Annotated in this window: 19 protein-coding genes; 5 read left to right on the top strand and 14 right to left on the bottom strand. The window is 63.1% G+C overall.

The genetic code is table 11. The features are described from left to right. From WC739_RS19590 to WC739_RS19605, 4 genes are all read right to left on the bottom strand, one after another. Positions 1–400, bottom strand: a 400-nt coding sequence (locus WC739_RS19590; protein WP_372954680.1) for a LacI family DNA-binding transcriptional regulator, incomplete at its 3' end; no start/stop codon positions are given. Positions 401–598: 198 nt separating this feature from the next. Beyond that, positions 599–1,744: an alanine racemase gene (locus WC739_RS19595; RefSeq protein ID WP_372954681.1), complete on the bottom strand. Its 1,146-nt coding sequence runs from the start codon at positions 1,742–1,744 to the stop codon at positions 599–601. Continuing rightward, positions 1,741–3,021, bottom strand: coding sequence for a D-arabinono-1,4-lactone oxidase (locus tag WC739_RS19600; RefSeq protein WP_372954682.1), 1,281 nt, complete (start codon positions 3,019–3,021; stop codon positions 1,741–1,743). The genes WC739_RS19595 and WC739_RS19600 overlap by 4 nt, the downstream gene beginning before the upstream one ends. Positions 3,022–3,032: 11 nt before the next feature. Then, positions 3,033–4,202 carry an MFS transporter gene (locus WC739_RS19605; RefSeq protein WP_372954683.1) on the bottom strand — a complete coding sequence of 390 codons (1,170 nt, stop codon included), beginning with the start codon at positions 4,200–4,202 and terminating at the stop codon, positions 3,033–3,035. Positions 4,203–4,339: 137 nt separating this feature from the next. Between WC739_RS19605 and WC739_RS19610 the strand changes: the two genes are divergently transcribed. Continuing rightward, on the top strand, positions 4,340–4,966 hold the full coding sequence (locus WC739_RS19610; RefSeq protein ID WP_372954684.1) for a TetR family transcriptional regulator: 627 nt from the start codon (positions 4,340–4,342) through the stop codon (positions 4,964–4,966). Between the two features lie 3 nt (positions 4,967–4,969). Here WC739_RS19610 and WC739_RS19615 read toward each other — a convergent pair whose 3' ends face one another. Beyond that, positions 4,970–5,821 (bottom strand): hypothetical protein, encoded by an 852-nt coding sequence (locus WC739_RS19615; protein ID WP_372954685.1) that lies wholly within the window; start codon positions 5,819–5,821, stop codon positions 4,970–4,972. A 74-nt stretch (positions 5,822–5,895) separates the two neighbouring features. On the opposite strand from WC739_RS19615, the gene WC739_RS19620 reads away from it, so the two are divergent. From WC739_RS19620 to groL, 3 genes are all read left to right on the top strand, one after another. Next, the gene (locus tag WC739_RS19620; RefSeq protein ID WP_372954686.1) at positions 5,896–6,693 is read left to right on the top strand and encodes a class I SAM-dependent methyltransferase; all 798 of its coding nucleotides are present in this window, start codon (positions 5,896–5,898) and stop codon (positions 6,691–6,693) included. Positions 6,694–6,869: 176 nt separating this feature from the next. Beyond that, positions 6,870–7,166 (top strand): co-chaperone GroES, encoded by a 297-nt coding sequence (gene groES / locus WC739_RS19625; RefSeq protein ID WP_006203049.1) that lies wholly within the window; start codon positions 6,870–6,872, stop codon positions 7,164–7,166. Positions 7,167–7,228: 62 nt separating this feature from the next. After that, the gene (gene groL, locus WC739_RS19630; RefSeq protein ID WP_057144134.1) at positions 7,229–8,887 is read left to right on the top strand and encodes a chaperonin GroEL; all 1,659 of its coding nucleotides are present in this window, start codon (positions 7,229–7,231) and stop codon (positions 8,885–8,887) included. 257 nt (positions 8,888–9,144) lie between these two features. On the opposite strand, the gene WC739_RS19635 is transcribed toward groL, so the two are convergent. From WC739_RS19635 to WC739_RS19670, 8 genes are all read right to left on the bottom strand, one after another. Beyond that, positions 9,145–9,756 carry a LysE family translocator gene (locus WC739_RS19635; RefSeq protein WP_372954687.1) on the bottom strand — a complete coding sequence of 204 codons (612 nt, stop codon included), beginning with the start codon at positions 9,754–9,756 and terminating at the stop codon, positions 9,145–9,147. Between the two features lie 74 nt (positions 9,757–9,830). After that, a complete protein-coding gene (locus WC739_RS19640; protein WP_372954695.1) occupies positions 9,831–10,151 on the bottom strand; it encodes a YkgJ family cysteine cluster protein in 321 nt (106 codons plus the stop codon). Between the two features lie 40 nt (positions 10,152–10,191). Then, positions 10,192–10,359, bottom strand: a complete 168-nt coding sequence (locus WC739_RS19645) for a hypothetical protein (protein ID WP_372954688.1) — start codon at positions 10,357–10,359, stop codon at positions 10,192–10,194. Between the two features lies 1 nt (position 10,360). Then, a complete protein-coding gene (locus WC739_RS19650) occupies positions 10,361–10,768 on the bottom strand; it encodes a hypothetical protein (protein ID WP_372954689.1) in 408 nt (135 codons plus the stop codon). Further along, entirely contained in the window at positions 10,768–10,995 is a 228-nt protein-coding gene (locus WC739_RS19655; RefSeq protein WP_372954690.1) for a hypothetical protein, read from the bottom strand. Before WC739_RS19655 ends, WC739_RS19650 begins: the two co-directional genes overlap by 1 nt. Positions 10,996–11,328: 333 nt before the next feature. Then, entirely contained in the window at positions 11,329–11,538 is a 210-nt protein-coding gene (locus tag WC739_RS19660; RefSeq protein ID WP_010915421.1) for a cold-shock protein, read from the bottom strand. Positions 11,539–11,883: 345 nt separating this feature from the next. Further along, positions 11,884–12,537: a glutathione S-transferase family protein gene (locus WC739_RS19665; RefSeq protein ID WP_372954691.1), complete on the bottom strand. Its 654-nt coding sequence runs from the start codon at positions 12,535–12,537 to the stop codon at positions 11,884–11,886. A 129-nt stretch (positions 12,538–12,666) separates the two neighbouring features. After that, positions 12,667–13,797: a metallophosphoesterase gene (locus WC739_RS19670; protein ID WP_372954692.1), complete on the bottom strand. Its 1,131-nt coding sequence runs from the start codon at positions 13,795–13,797 to the stop codon at positions 12,667–12,669. A gap of 282 nt (positions 13,798–14,079) precedes the next feature. On the opposite strand from WC739_RS19670, the gene WC739_RS19675 reads away from it, so the two are divergent. Further along, complete coding sequence (locus WC739_RS19675) at positions 14,080–14,520, top strand: hypothetical protein (RefSeq protein ID WP_372954693.1); 441 nt, start codon at positions 14,080–14,082, stop codon at positions 14,518–14,520. Positions 14,521–14,569: 49 nt separating this feature from the next. Here WC739_RS19675 and WC739_RS19680 read toward each other — a convergent pair. Continuing rightward, positions 14,570–15,043, bottom strand: a 474-nt coding sequence (locus tag WC739_RS19680) for an alpha/beta fold hydrolase (protein WP_372954694.1), incomplete at its 5' end; no start/stop codon positions are given.

Below are 15,043 nucleotides of genomic sequence, written 5' to 3' on the forward strand. Positions count from 1 at the left end.
GGTAGTCGATGGCCCGCTGCGGCGCGCCCGAAGGCGCCAGGATGACGCCGTCCACCCGCCGCTGCTGGAAGGCCCGCACGACCGACAGTTCGCGGTCGGGATCTTCCTGTGTGTCGGAGAGAAATACCATCAGGCCGAGGCGCGCGCATTCGGCCTCCACCGCGCAGATGATGTCTGTGAAATAGGGATTGGAAATCGCCGAGATCGCCAGGCCGACGCTGTTGGTGGATGCCACTTTCAGCGACCGCGCCAGCTCGTTGGTCTGATAGCCCATCGTGGCGATCGCGTCATTGATAAGCCGCGCCTTCTCCGGCGAGACGAAGCGGGTGCGGTTGATGACATGCGAGACGGTCGAAACCGACACGCCGGCGCGGCGCGCGACCTCAGCCATTGTCGGCATGAAGGCTCAAACGGAGTGCTGGCAAAGCGCTCCTCCCTGGTGATGCGTTTCCGGTCCGCTCTCTTTGTATTGGCGGATTTCAGAGAAGTTTAGTGCCATCGAAACGTTTGCGCAATCGCTTCGATGGCTATTCCGGGAAAATTCTCGCAGCGTGCAGGGGAATACGGCATTGGGGGCCGGCCTCGGCCAGCGCGCTGGTCAAGCCATCGGTAATGCCGGCCAACGCTCGACGATCCTGCCGCCGGAGAACACGGCGATCGAACCGAACTGCTGCAGCACGCCCTCGCTCTGCGTCGGCCGCAGGAAGGCGTAGTCGCCGGGTCTCGCCGTTGCGTCGGTCGGCAGGCCCATGAATTGCTGGTTCGAGGACAGGCCGAGAAAGCCGTTGGTCTTCATGCCTTCGGGAAAGACCGGTTTGGCCATCCACTTGCCGCCATAGAGATAGCAGCCCTTGCGCGGAAACCGGCCGAGCGTCCTCAGCAGCCGGGAGACCGCGGGCGGGCCGGGCAGCATCGGCTCGACCACCTTCAGGATCGGGGTCGCGATGAAGGCGGCGGGCTGGAAGCCGTCGAGACCGGGCGTGTCGAAATCGCCCGGCAGCACGAAGGCCGAGCCCATCGACACTTCATTGGCCACCCCGCCATGATGGAGCAGCGCGGTCTTGCTGCCGCCGATGTTCAGGATGCGGCGCTGATCCGGCCCAAGACGGGCGACGAAAGCAGCGGCCAGCGCCGATGCCTTTGCCAGCGCTTTCTCAGGTCCGCCGAACAGGCCGGGGATGTGGGGCGCGTGCGCCTCATAGGCCATGACGCCTTCGCATCTCAGCCTCTTGTGCATCGCCAGCAAGCTCAGTGCCCTCGACAAGGCCTCCGGGTCGGCCAAGCCGCCGCGATGCAGGCCGACATCGATCTCGAAGGCGATGCGCAGGTCGATGCCGAGCTCGTCTGAGAGCGAGCCATAGTCGGCCAGCCTCTCCTCGCTGTCGATCAACCAGCACACGCGCGACCAGGTCGCATCGCCTTTGGAAAGCACCGCCCTTGCCGCTTCCACTGGCATCGGCTTGCCATAGAGAAGATCGGCATCGGGAAATGCCTTCAGGACCGCTTCGGTGATCGGTGGATGGAAGGTCATGAAGCGAATCGTACCGAGCGCCTTGCCGATATGCGAGAGCAGCGGCAGGCAGGCAAGCGACTTGTCGACCAGCCGCACGGCCAGCCCCGGATCGAGCCTTGCCTTCACCGTGGCGATGTTGCGATCCAGGCGGTCAAGATCGAGCAGCAGGCAAGGCTGGAAGATGCCGGCTTGCCTCAGTGCCTGCGAAAGCGTTGCGAAATAGGCGCTCATTGTTCGATGCCGAACAACTCGGCCATGTAGGGCGAGACAAGACGGTTTTGCGGATCAAGGTCGCGGCGCACCGCCATGGCGTCGTCCCAGCGCGGGTAGAGCTTTTTCAGCTCCGCTGCCTTCAGGCTGTGCATCTTGCCCCAGTGCGGCCGCCCGCCATATTTGCGGAAGATCGGTTCGGCCGCGCGCATGAAGGGCAGCGGATCGCTCGCCGCGTCATGGTGGATGGCGATCGAGCAGGTCAGCCTGTCATGAAACGGCGACAGCCAGAAATGGTCGGGCGCGACCGAGCGCACCTCCATCGGGAAATAGACCTCCGGGAAATATTTCTCGGTCAGCTCGATGATCTCGGCCAGTGCTTTCGGCCCGTCCTCGAACGGCAAGTGGTATTCCATCTCGTTGAACCGGGTCTGGCGGTCGCTGGCATAGACATTGAGCCAATCCTGCACATAGTCCTCGGCCGGCACCTTGGCGACGGCGCCGCGGATTAGAAGGCGGCGCAGCGAGGGCAGCCAGGCGAGGCCGGTGCGCAGCCGTCGCAAGGTCCTCAAGCCCGCCTCGTCTTCTTCCGGCGGGCGCGCGGTGGGCTCGTTCTCGCTCACGTCGCTGGCGATGAACTGCACATGGCCGGAAAACGGAATGTAGTAGAATTCGGCCGAGCGATGCGCGCTCATCATCGTTTCGAAGTCGCGCATCATGTCGGCGACCGGCAACACCCATTTGCGCCGGCGCAGCCGGTAGGTCGCGATGTTGTTCAGGGTCACGTCGCTCAAGACGCCAAAGGCGCCTAGCGCGACGCCGATGGCATGAATCGCCTCCTGGTCCCCTGCCCGCTTGAACTCGCGAACCTGGCCGAGCCCGTCGACAAGCCGCACCGCCTCCAATTGCGTGTGATAGGCGCCAAGTGTCGGCCCGGAGCCATGCGTGGCGGTTCCCAGCGCGCCGCCGATCGCCTGGCGGTCTATATCGCCCATGTTGGGCAGGCCCTGGCCGATGCCGTGCAGGATGTGCATCAGCGAGCCGAGGCGCGTGCCGGCCCGCACCCGCGCCTGGCATTTCGCCGCATCATGCGAGACCAGCCCTTCCATCTTCTCAAGGGACAGGATCGTGCCCTGTGTTTTGACCAGCGGCGTGAAGGAGTGGCCGGCGCCGACGACGCGCACCGGGCCGGGCGCGGTCCTGATAAGATGCCCGAGTTCGCCGGCGTCGGCGGGGCTGGCAACCAGCCGGGGCGCGGCGGTGACATAGCCGGACCAGTTGCTCCAGGTGCTGGACATATCGCTTCCGCTCACGCAGTGGCGCCGCGTCGCCGCGTCGCGAGGATGAAGAGGCCAAGCAGCGCCACGCTGGCAACGGCGCTGGCGGCGGCGAATTCCGGCACCGGGCGGAAATCCTTGCCGTCGATGAGCAGCGACGCCGCGATCGGCCCGACCGCCAGGCCGAAAAGCTGCGCGGCCGGCACCAGCAGCACCGCCGTGCGCGTCTCATCGGCGGTGATCGCCAGTCGGATCTGGTAAGGCACGATGAACAGCAGGATGAAGCCCATGACCAGGGCCGCGACCCAGAACGCGGTCAGGCCAGGCCCACTGGCCAGAACGAGACTGCTGACCATCGCGACGACACCAATCGCGGTGATGGCGATGCGATAGTCGATGCGTGCTTCGAACAGGGTCGCCGTCATCGCGCCCATGACCTGAACCGCCAGGCTCGTTGAGACGATCAGGCCGACGGTGCGGCCATCAATGCCGAATTGGCCGCCGATCGGCTCCAGGAATGCCCAGACCGCGCCGAAAAACATGAAATAGCAGAAGACGCATGACAGGGCCGTCATCGAGGCAACCGTCAGCACATTGGCGAAGTTCTCCTCCTTCGGCAGATCAGCATATTCGTCGGGGACGATCCAGGCGACCACCAGCGACGCGACGCACACGATGGCAAGAAGGTTGAAGCCGCCTGCCGATCCCGCGGCCGGGATGACATAGAGTGCCGCCAGAAGCGCCAAGGCGCATTGCGCCAAGGTCTGCATGGTGACGAAATAGCCGCCGATGCGCTCGGCGCGCCGCGACCTTGCGATCAGTTCGGTGGCGATCGCCACCAGACCGCCCTCGGCCAGTCCGGCCGCAGCGCGGGCGGTGATCAGCATGCCGGGGCTCAGGGCATGGGCTGTCCACACATTGGCGATCGCCAGCAGAACGAGAAGGACGGCACTTTTCCAGCGCATGTTGCGCGCCGACAGCAGCATCGCGACAACAGCCGAACCAATCGCGATTGCGACCATTTCGGCAGTGGCGACCAGCGCAAGTTCGTCGCCGCTGACGTGGCCCTCCGTGTAGAGCGCGCCCAGCAACACGGGCTGCAGACCGAGAATGAGCAGGCCGACCGAACCGAGCCAGAGTGCGGCCGCAAGCTCGAGGCCGGTAGGACTGCCGACCAGCCAGTCGCCATTGCCTGGCTGCATGTTTGCCGAAGTCAGAGGCGCCTCCCAACGTCCTTGCCGTTCCGCAGAAAAGCTGACAGTCTATCAGCATTTAAGAAGCTGATACTTGATCATATTTTTTGTCAACCAGATTTTGAACCCGTCCGAAAGATCCATGCATGACGGAAACAAGGCAAACAGCGACCGAGCCCAGGCGCAAGCCCAAGCAGGAACGCAGCCGCGAGCGCATCGACGCCATCTTGTCGACGACCATGCGGCTGATCGGCGAGAAAGGCATCGACGCCGTCACCATGAAGGAGGTCGGCATGCTGGCGGGCGGACCCATCGCCACGGTCTACCATTACTTCCCCAACAAGTCGGCGATCCTGGCGATGCTTTACGAGCGGTATTCCGAGGCCAGCCGGGCGCGGCTCGCTGTGATCATCGCCGGGATTGGCGGGCTGGGCGACGTGATGGCGGCCGCCGACCGCCTGCTCGACGACTACCACGACCGCGTCGCCGGCGATCCCGCGATCCAGGACCTGCTGAACGCCATCCAGGCCGACAAGGCACTGCAGAATCTGGACATTGCCGAAACACGTCGCCAGGCCAGGCTCTTCTGCGATCAGGTCGATCCCTTTCTGAAGCCCAACCAGCGGGAATCCTTCGCGCGTCTTGTGTTCCTGATCTTCCAGCTGGCCAGCGGCGTTGTGCGCCTGGCGCTCACCCAAGGCGAGGCTGAAGGCCGACGAACCATCGAGGACTACCGGTCGATCATCCACACCCAGTTGCGCCTGTTCCTTTAGAGCCTATACCGCCCTGCGGATCAGGCTTTCGAAGCCGTCGGCAAGATTGGCGGTACCGGCCGCGACGACCTTCGACAGGTTCCTGGCGCGGCCGGGCGTCTTGTTGGCATCGAGCAACACCGCCCTGCCCTCATGCACGACAAAATCGAACTTGCCGTAGTCGAAGCCGAGCCGCTGGCGCAAGACGCGAAGTTCCTCGGGTACGGGAACCGACTCGCGGCGGATCGTGTCATCGCCCTTGACCACGCTTTGCGGCGAGACATAGCGGGTGCACCGTTCCCGATCGCCGCAGAATATCCAGAACCGTGCGGCGAAACCGTCGGGCTCCGGTTCAGGAACGAACTTCTCCACGACCAGGTCGGTGCGCGCAAAAGTCTCCGGCGGAACGTCGGCCGGCGAAGCGTAAACCTGGTACTGATCGAATATCCGGGCGCCCGGAAAGGGCGTCGCCTCGCCGGCGCGCTCCGCTTGCCGGTTCAAATGCTGCTCAGGCGCCCCCCAATGATTGAGATTGCTCTTGACGATGACCGGGCCGTCCCAGTCATCACCTTGGTTGAGGACCGCCCCGCTGATCCGGCGCTTGGAAATGTCGGTCGCACCCAGGTTGAGGCAGAACGGAAATCCCCGTGCGTATTCCGCGTAATCGGCAGGGGTGACCGTCGCATCCACGTGCAGGACAGCGACATCGGCGTCATGCCTCGACGACAGGCCACGATGGATTCTTGCGGAATGGCCCCGTCTCTTCAACTCGGCCAGAAGGTCGAACAGCATATATGGGCTGTCCCGGCGCATCAGGATGCCACGCCGGCTCTGGAACCGGTCATATTCATGCGTTATCACGGCAATGCGAGCCACGGCTTCTCCCATGCGCAGGAGGCAATCATCAGCTTGGGACGGAATATGCGCCAACGTCTTCCCGGCTGTTTTGCATGACAGATCACTGGGATGCAATTCGGCGCCATTGGCAGCTTCTCGGGTCGCCGCTCTGCCCGCCGGCGGAAGCGGTCGCGGCCTATGAGCGTGAACTCGGCCTGCGCTCGCTGGATGTGGTGCTTCTGGGGGTCACGCCGGAACTTGCCGGTCTAGGCAGGACGCTGCTGGCGGTCGATGAATCCGCGGCGATGATCTCCGGCATCTGGCCGGGCGACACCGCTTCCCGCAAGGCAGTGGCCGGCAATTGGTTCGAGCTGCCGCTGGCCAACGGAAGCGCGGACGCGGTCATCGGCGACGGCTGTCTTTCGGCCCTGGATTCGTCAGCCGCCCGGCTGACGCTGCTCGCCGAAATAGCGCGTGTCCTGAAGCCCGGCGCACGGGCCGCATTGCGCGCCTATGCAAGCCCTGACGTGGCGGATGACCTGCAGGGGGTGCGCACGCTTGCACTCTCGGGAGGTGTGGCGACCTTCCACGAACTCAAATGGCGGATTGCGATGAGCCGCGCCGCTGGCGATCCGGATCATGCCATTCCGGTGCGGGCGATCCTCGACGCATTCGACGCCCTGTTCCCCGATCGCGAAGAGCTTGTATCGGCAACCGGCTGGGAGCTGCCGGTGATCGGCACGATCGATGCCTACACGAATTCCCAAACCGTCTACAGCTTCGCACCGATCGCCAGGCTGATCGAAGAGGCAAGCCGTTGGTTCGACGACGTTCGCATGGCCTCGACAGGAACTTACGGTCTGGCCGAACGCTGCCCGCTCATTGTGCTCGGGTCTCCGAAGCGTCTGTAGGATTTGCCGCGCGCGGCCGGATTGCCGTCGAATTCATAGCGTCCTGCGCCTTGACTCTCGAGAGCCATACGCCTATTTCAGCGCCACGTTAGCACTCGCCTTTGGTGAGTGCTAACCAAGGTCCGGCGCCGCCGGACGGAGGAACTGTTCTCACCGTTCTCATCGAGGAAGAAAAAATGGCAAAGTCGAAGTTCCGCCCGCTTCATGACCGCGTGGTCGTACGCCGGGTCGAATCCGAATCCAAGACCGCCGGCGGGATCATCATCCCCGATACGGCGAAGGAAAAGCCGCAGGAAGGCGAAATCATCGCCGTCGGCTCCGGCGCCCGTGACGAAGCTGGCAAGCTGGTCCCGCTGGACGTCAAGGCCGGCGACCGCATCCTGTTCGGCAAGTGGTCGGGCACCGAAGTCAAGCTCAATGGCGAAGACCTTCTGATCATGAAGGAATCCGACATCATGGGCATCATCGGCTGATCATCGGCCTTACCGTCAACTGAATTCCGGGCTTGATCGCAAGCCCCTGCCAGGAGCTGAAAATGGCTGCTAAAGACGTAAAATTCTCCCGTGATGCCCGCGAGCGCATGCTGCGCGGCGTCAACATCCTCGCCGACGCGGTGAAGGTCACGCTGGGCCCCAAGGGCCGCAACGTCGTCATCGACAAGTCGTTCGGCGCACCGCGCATCACCAAGGACGGCGTCACCGTCGCCAAGGAAATCGAGCTTGAAGACAAGTTCGAGAACATGGGCGCGCAGATGGTCCGCGAAGTTGCTTCGAAGACCAACGACATCGCCGGCGACGGCACCACGACCGCGACCGTTCTGGCGCAGTCGATCGTCCAGGAAGGCCACAAGGCGGTTGCCGCCGGCATGAACCCGATGGACCTGAAGCGCGGCATCGATCTGGCCGTCACCGAAGTCGTCGCGGCGCTCGGCAAGGCTGCCAAGAAGATCAAGACCTCCGAGGAAGTCGCCCAGGTCGGCACCATCTCCGCCAATGGCGACGAGTCGGTCGGGAAGATGATCGCGGAAGCGATGCAGAAGGTCGGCAACGAAGGCGTCATCACGGTTGAGGAAGCCAAGACCGCCGAGACCGAGCTGGAAGTCGTCGAAGGCATGCAGTTCGACCGCGGCTACCTCTCGCCCTACTTCGTCACCAACGCCGACAAGATGGTTGCTGAGCTCGAGGACGTCTACATCCTCCTGCACGAGAAGAAGCTCTCCAACCTCCAGGCCATGCTGCCGGTTCTCGAAGCCGTCGTGCAGACCTCCAAGCCGCTGCTCATCATCTCGGAAGACGTCGAAGGCGAGGCTCTGGCCACGCTGGTCGTCAACAAGCTGCGTGGCGGCCTGAAGATCGCCGCCGTCAAGGCGCCGGGCTTCGGTGATCGCCGCAAGGCCATGCTGGAAGACATCGCCATCCTGACCGGTGGCCAGGTCATCTCGGAAGACCTCGGCATCAAGCTCGAGAATGTCGGCCTCAACATGCTCGGCCGCGCCAAGAAGGTGTCGATCTCCAAGGAGAACACCACCATCGTCGACGGCGCCGGCAAGAAGGCCGAGATCCAGGGCCGCGTTGCCCAGATCAAGCAGCAGATCGAAGAGACCACGTCGGACTACGACAAGGAGAAGCTGCAGGAACGTCTCGCCAAGCTGGCGGGCGGCGTTGCGGTGATCCGCGTCGGCGGCGCGACGGAAGTCGAAGTCAAGGAAAAGAAGGACCGCGTCGATGACGCCCTCAACGCGACCCGCGCGGCCGTGGAAGAAGGCATTGTCGCTGGCGGCGGCGTCGCCCTGCTGCGCGCTTCGGCCAACATCAAGGTCACCGGCGTCAATGCCGACCAGGCTGCCGGCATCAACATCGTTCGTCGCGCGCTGCAGGCTCCGGCCCGCCAGATCGCCTCGAACGCTGGTGCGGAAGCATCGATCGTTGCCGGCAAGATCCTCGAGAACAAGGGCGCGACCTTCGGCTACAACGCCCAGACCGGTGAGTATGGCGACATGATCGCCATGGGCATCGTCGACCCGGTCAAGGTCGTGCGCACGGCTCTCCAGGACGCGGCCTCGGTCGCCGGCCTGCTGGTCACCACCGAAGCCATGATCGCGGAGGCTCCGAAGAAGGAGTCGGCTGGCGGCGGCGGCATGCCTGGCGGCATGGGCGGCGGCGGCATGGGCGGCATGGGCGGCATGGATTTCTAATCCAGCCACTCTCTGGCTTACGCATACGGAAAGGGCGGCAGCGATGCCGCCCTTTTTCGTTGTTCCAATCAACGTCCAGACCGTTTTCGCCGGCCGATATTCGAACAGGTCCGCGAGCGGCGAGTTTGACGAGGGTTAAGTTGTGAGGGGCCGTGCCTTTGCATGGCTCGCTGACCGCCTGGTCACAAGCAGCGGTCAGGCGCGGAAATGCATTCACACGACCGGATGTTTCAGGCCGAAACTGGTGGCTTGGGAGACTATCGATCGGCCAGCGCCAGCTTGGCGCCGAGCATGACGAAGGCACCAGCAAACGTCCTGCGCATCCAGGTCAATAACATAGGCCGAGAGGCGACGTGGCCGCGGATCGAAGCGGCGAAGATGCCGTAGCCAACGAAAACCACGAAGGTCAAAAGCATGAAGACGCTGCTGAGCTCCAGCATCTTCGACAACGCGTTGGGTTCGCTGGTGCTGACGAATTGCGGCAAGAAGGCGAAGAAGAAGATCGACAGTTTCGGATTGAGCACGTTGACGAGGATGCCGGTGGCAACAACCTTGCCCGCCGAACGTGGCGCGACCGTGTGCTCGATGCTCAGGCCGCCTTTCTCCTTCAGCGTGTTCCAAGCCATGTAGAGCAGATAGGCGACGCCGAGATATTTCAGGGTCTCGAAGGCGACCGCACTTGTATGCAGAAGTGCCGCAAGGCCAGTGATGGCGGCGGCCATGTGCGGGAGGATGCCGAGCGTGCAGCCCAACGCGGCGATGATGCTGGCCCTCGCCCCGCGCGAAAGGCCGGCACTCAGCGTGTAGAGAACGCCGGTGCCCGGCGACGCAACGACAATAAGCGACGTCAACAGGAATTCGATGCTCACGGCTTGTTCCTCCGGCGCCCTGCCCCGTCGCAGCGTAGCCAGCGAGGTGGGTGCGCGCAAGCCACCGGAAAAGGCTAGACGGTCGGCAATCCATGTGCCCGGCGTGCCATCAGGCAATCGTCGTCGCCTGGCATGCAGGCACGGCAAACGTCCGGGCGGACGTCGTAGATGCCGCAAGCGGTCGACTTGCCGACTTCGCCCGAGAGGGCCGAGCAGCGCACGCCATCACAGCGCATGCCGGATTCGTTGACCGCGACATATTTTGCGGGGATGCGGTCGAGCTGCGCGTCATCCTCGGTGGAAAAGCGCGGCCAATCGGCCGAATAGGAACAACAGGCGCCGCAACTTTGGCAGTCGAAAGGGAGCCGGCCCGCCGCAGCCGCTAACGCAAGCAGCCCCGGCTCGCCGGAATTGTCGGCTTCCCGCGGCAAGATGTTATTTCTTCTTGCCTGTCTTGCCCTTCGGCGAATCCGCTGGCGTCTTGAACAGGTCTGTCGCGGTCTCGGTGGCCGCGCCTGCCTTTGGCGCGGCAGCCGGCTTGGCCGTCTTTGCGGCGGCAGCGGGAACGGCCGGCTGGTCCTTCGCGGAGAATTTAATGGCCATGTCAGTCCTCGTCGACAAAGCGCGATGATGGTGCGCGCGGATTGCGCAAGCGGCCGATCAGCGCCGAGACGGCCGTGATGTTCATTTCCTCGGGCGACCAGTTCTTTACCGCCTCGATGTGATGAGGCGCCAGTTCGCGATGCGTGCTGCCGCTGTAGGCGGCGTCCTGGTGGATCACCCGCTCATGGGTCTTGGCGTCTTCGCGGACATATTCGATCAGATAGTTCGGGCATTCGGCTCGACCGCGGACACCGAGCCGCACCTGGGCGTCGCCGTGGGCGCGCTTGCAGCGCTCCAGCTTTTCCAGCACGCGGCGCACATACTCGACCGGCTTGTTGAGGCCTTCGACCACGTCTGCGATCGTCGAGTCGGCGGCGATCATCTTTGGAGGCACGCGCTTGGTGGCCATCAACGTCTTCCGGCACGTTTCGGCAAGGCCGCCAGCGCCGCCGCGGCGACCATCTCGTCAGCCTGCTTTTCCAGGCGTTGTTCGCGCAGGCGCGCGGTCTTGGCTTCCCGCGCCTCGCTGACGGCGTCGCGCTCGGAGATGATCCGGTTGAGCGACATCGACTGGGTCTGCGTCTTGCTGAACAGCGAGACGGGCTGATCGACGGCTGTCTTGGAACTCGTGGTCAAAATCTTTCTCCTGTCAGGAGCCTGGTGCCTACAATGGCCTGCCCGGCTCTTCGGTCAGGACCACACAAAGCAAATACGGCAACTGGAGCGTCCCTTAGCACGTTCATGCCGCCGCGCAGCGCCTTTTTGGCGGGAAAGCCGCGCAAAATGAAAAAGGCCAGGCACCGCCTGACCTCCCATGAGAGCGCCGTGCATCCGTTCGGACGCACGGGAACGCTCGCTTTATGCGCATGACATGCCGTGGAAACTTACGTCTCCGGAGCCATGCGCAGGAATTTAGCCATTCACCGGTGCCAGTACATCCGTGGTCACCGGGAAGGCTGAATTCTTTCTTCAGGCCGCCTTCAACTGATCGGCGGACATCTTGCCCGACTTGTTGTCGCGGACCATCTCGTAGCCGAGCTTCTGGCCTTCGACGATGTCACGCATGCCGGCGCGCTCTACGGCCGAGATGTGGACGAAAACGTCGGCCGAACCGTCGTCAGGCTGAATAAAACCAAAACCCTTGGTAGCGTTGAACCATTTAACTGTGCCGGTGCTCATGACGAACCCTTTCCATGGCAAATATTCGTTCGCCGTCGTGCGAGTGCACAACGCCGTTTGTCTCGATTTTTGATGTGGGAAGTTCGTCAAAGGCGCGCTCGAAAGCGCGGATAACAAAAGTCAGTCAAACAAATATCGACAAAAATCTTCTAGCTGTATTTTGCCTCCGTGTCAAATCTTATGAGACGAACATCAAATATTGTTCCTCAAGCCACCATCCGGTCCAGTCGCAGGATGGCGCGCTGAAGGGCATCGAAGCAATCGGCGTCTCCCTTTTCCCCGCTCGACAATCCCGCGCCGGAAAGCGACTGGCAAAGGCCACGCCGTTTCGGCGTGTGACGTCGGTTATTCGTCCGGGCCGGGCTCCGGCCACGTCTCCTTGGCTGCCTCCGCGTACCAATGCCGCATCGCCGGCGTCGCCAGGACAGCGTCGACATAGGCGCGTGTCACGGGCGCCAAGGGCCCGCCATAGGTGTCGAAGCGGGTGACAACCGGCGCATACATGGCGTCGGCCGCCGTGAAATGGCCAAACAGGAACGGGCCGCCAGCGCCGTATTTCTCGCGGCACTCGGCCCACAACGCCTCGATGCGGGCGCGCTGCGCCTCGCCTTCGGCGTCGAGCCGCACATGGCCCTTCGGCCTGCGCAAATTCATCGGCCAGCCATAACGGACTTCGCGAAAACCCGAGTGCATTTCGGTTGCCGCGCACCGCGCCAGCGCGCGAGCACCAAGATCCGCCGGCCAGAGGTTTTTTTCTGGAAACAGGTCGGCAAGATATTCAAGGATTGCAAGGGTCTCCCAGACAATCCTGCCATTGTGATTCAACACGGGCACCTGCCCTGTAGGCGAGACCCTGGCAAGGTTGGCCGCGGTTTCAGGCGTGCGCAGCCGCACGAAACCTTCCTCGAACGGGATTTCCAGATGTCGCATCGCCACCCAAGGCCGCAACGACCATGACGAAAAGCATTTGTTGCCGATGAAGAGCTTGAATTCCGCCATTTTTTCCCCGTGGGCGCGATTGTTTAGAGTCAGCTTGGCCGGCGCTGATCGCAGCCTGGCCTGCCAGCGTTGCCACCGCGAAACGCGATTGTCCAATCGGAAATGCGGCCGCGAGGATCGCCGTCCTCTTCACAAGCTCCAGCCCTTGCTGAATGCGTTGGTGAAGGCGACTTCGCCATGATCGCCAGTCGCCTCGCCCAACACCACATCCATGCCGTCGCCGGTCACCCTGGCGAGCGCGAAACCACCCATATAGGCAGCCTTCGGCTTGAAAAGATCGAGCCCGTCCCGGCGATAGATCAGCGGGGTTTCATGCTGGTGGCCGTGAAAGATGCCGACGACATTGTAACCCTTCAGCGCCGCCAGCAGCGCCTGGCGGTCAGCTTCTGCCCACCAATGCGAGGCTCCGGTGCCGCTATCGTCGAACGTTGTTTTTGTCGGATCCCAACGTTCCGTCGAAAAACTGTCCCAGCCATAGTGCTGGAACAGGATGACCGGGCGGCCGTCCGCGGCATAGGTGGCCAGATCCTGTTTCAGCCACGGCAGGCCGCCGACGGCGCCGTGGCCGGTGTCACCGGCGAAACGATGGGTCTGGACAAGATGCAGACCGCCCCAGTCCCACGAGTAACAGTCGGTGTCGACATCGTAGTCGGTGGCCGGCACGGGCGGCTTGAAGAACACGCCAGCGCGGTGGTTGACCTCGACATAGTCGCGCAGTTCGCGCCGGTACCAGTCGACATGATGCGGCGGGCCGTTCTGGTCGAGATCGTGATTGCCGAGCCCGACATAGACCGGGACATGCACGCGGTCGGGGCCCATCCCCTGCTGATAGCGCTGGCTGAACTGGAGCAGCTGCGTGCCTTCGCTGGGTTGGGTGATCTGGCCGCCGCCATCGTCGGTCATGTCGCCGCCGACGACAAGACCGAGCGGCGTGCCGATGCGGCGACCGGCAGAGCGCAGGCCGGTGGCGACGCCGTTGATCTGGGCAGGCCAGTCCTTGTCGCCAAGCCCATTGAGCGCGGCGACGTTGCGCAGCAGCGCCGCATCGGTCTTGCCTTCGCTCAGGCAGTTGGGGCTCAATCCGCTCGCCATGCGGCAGGCATGGACATCGGCGACGAACAGGAAGGTCGCGTCTATCGGCTGGACGCGTTGGCCGGTCTGGGCCAGCGCCGGTCGCGAAATCATGCTGGCCGCGAGGCCCGCCGCGCAGGTCAGAAAGCCGCGTCGTGACAACAATGGCTGCGAACAGTGATCGATCATACCCAGAAGTTCAGCACGAGCTGTCCCTCCCCGTCCAGTTCGACGATAGACGACAGCGTTGATCATCGACATCTGGCCGGACCTCTGGCACTTCCACTATAGACTCTTTCAGGGCAAGCAACGGGGGACGTTATGAGGATCGCAGTTTGCGGCGTGGTATTGGCTTTCCTATCGGCTGGCGCTGTGCAGGCCGGTCAGTGCGTCGATGCCAAATCAGCCCGCAACGGGTTCATCCTGGCAAGGCCCGGCATCCAAAGCGAGTTTCGGCCAGCAGCCGGTGGAATGATGGCCGTCGCCAATACTTATGAGTCACAATCGCCACAAACCCAATTCCTGTTCGCCGGATTGATCGAGGTCTTTCGTGACAGCGATACCGGCCGGCTGGCGATGATTCCGTTTACCGATCTGCGAAAACTGTTTCCGCTGAAGACGGGGGCGAAGAGCACGATAGAGTTCGTCGAATTGTCGCCGAAGAAGCAGCCCAAGAGCACCAAGACGCTGACCCTGGTGGTCAAGGGCAAGGAGACGTTCAGCCTTGGCAGCTGCAAATACAATGTGCTGGCGGTCAACGAGACCTTCAAGAACGGCGCCGGCGAGACGTTGGATTCCTTCACCGCGCTTTACGCACCCGACCTGCAAGCCGCGCTGGCCCGCCGCTATGATGAAGGAACGAGTGCGCAATCGGTCAACGGCTACGAGACGATCAAGCCGCTGGCCGAGTAGGAGACGCTTGCCGCCATCGTCGCTCGCCGGTCGGCTGAACTCTCGACCTTCAAAATGCTTCGACAATCGCCTTCGCGACGAGGACCGGATCTTCCCAATGCGGGTTGTGGCCACAATCCGCGGCCCGGAACAGGATGGGTTCGGGAAGAGCCGATAGCAATGCTTGCTGGTGCGCATCGCCAAACAGCGGGTCCAGCGCGCCGGCGACAATCAGCGTTCGGGCCCGTACAGACCGCGCAGCTTCGGTGAGGTCTGTATGATGAATCTCCTCCAGCACTGCCCTCCAGCGCTCCGCTGGCATTGCCGAGGCCTCTTTCGCCAGTTCGGCGAGAAACGCCTTGGGTACGCTGGGCTCGCAGGCATGCCACCAATCGTAAAACGGGTCGGCCGGCGAAATGGGATCTTGCAACCCTTGGACGCCAGCCAGCAATGGATGGTCTGCCGCGAAATCAGGCTTGAGCGTACCGGCCATGATCACCAGCCCGCCGATGAGGTCCCGATACCGCGCCGCCAACGCGATAGA

The organism is Mesorhizobium sp., assembly GCF_041661565.1.
Classification (GTDB): Bacteria; Pseudomonadota; Alphaproteobacteria; order Rhizobiales; family Rhizobiaceae; genus Mesorhizobium.

Excerpts from the sequence above, each read along its gene's own strand:
- WC739_RS19660 (WP_010915421.1), bottom strand. The coding sequence starts at position 11,538 with ATGAGCACCGGCACAGTTAAATGGTTCAACGCTACCAAGGGTTTTGGT.
- WC739_RS19650 (WP_372954689.1), bottom strand. The coding sequence starts at position 10,768 with ATGGCCACCAAGCGCGTGCCTCCAAAGATGATCGCCGCCGACTCGACG.
- WC739_RS19605 (WP_372954683.1), bottom strand. The coding sequence starts at position 4,202 with ATGCAGCCAGGCAATGGCGACTGGCTGGTCGGCAGTCCTACCGGCCTC.
- groES (WP_006203049.1), top strand. The coding sequence starts at position 6,870 with ATGGCAAAGTCGAAGTTCCGCCCGCTTCATGACCGCGTGGTCGTACGC.
- groL (WP_057144134.1), top strand. The coding sequence starts at position 7,229 with ATGGCTGCTAAAGACGTAAAATTCTCCCGTGATGCCCGCGAGCGCATG.
- WC739_RS19600 (WP_372954682.1), bottom strand. The coding sequence starts at position 3,021 with ATGTCCAGCACCTGGAGCAACTGGTCCGGCTATGTCACCGCCGCGCCC.
- WC739_RS19620 (WP_372954686.1), top strand. The coding sequence starts at position 5,896 with ATGACAGATCACTGGGATGCAATTCGGCGCCATTGGCAGCTTCTCGGG.
- WC739_RS19595 (WP_372954681.1), bottom strand. The coding sequence starts at position 1,744 with ATGAGCGCCTATTTCGCAACGCTTTCGCAGGCACTGAGGCAAGCCGGC.
- WC739_RS19610 (WP_372954684.1), top strand. The coding sequence starts at position 4,340 with ATGACGGAAACAAGGCAAACAGCGACCGAGCCCAGGCGCAAGCCCAAG.
- WC739_RS19645 (WP_372954688.1), bottom strand. The coding sequence starts at position 10,359 with ATGGCCATTAAATTCTCCGCGAAGGACCAGCCGGCCGTTCCCGCTGCC.
- WC739_RS19665 (WP_372954691.1), bottom strand. The coding sequence starts at position 12,537 with ATGGCGGAATTCAAGCTCTTCATCGGCAACAAATGCTTTTCGTCATGG.
- WC739_RS19670 (WP_372954692.1), bottom strand. The coding sequence starts at position 13,797 with ATGATCGATCACTGTTCGCAGCCATTGTTGTCACGACGCGGCTTTCTG.
- WC739_RS19675 (WP_372954693.1), top strand. The coding sequence starts at position 14,080 with ATGATGGCCGTCGCCAATACTTATGAGTCACAATCGCCACAAACCCAA.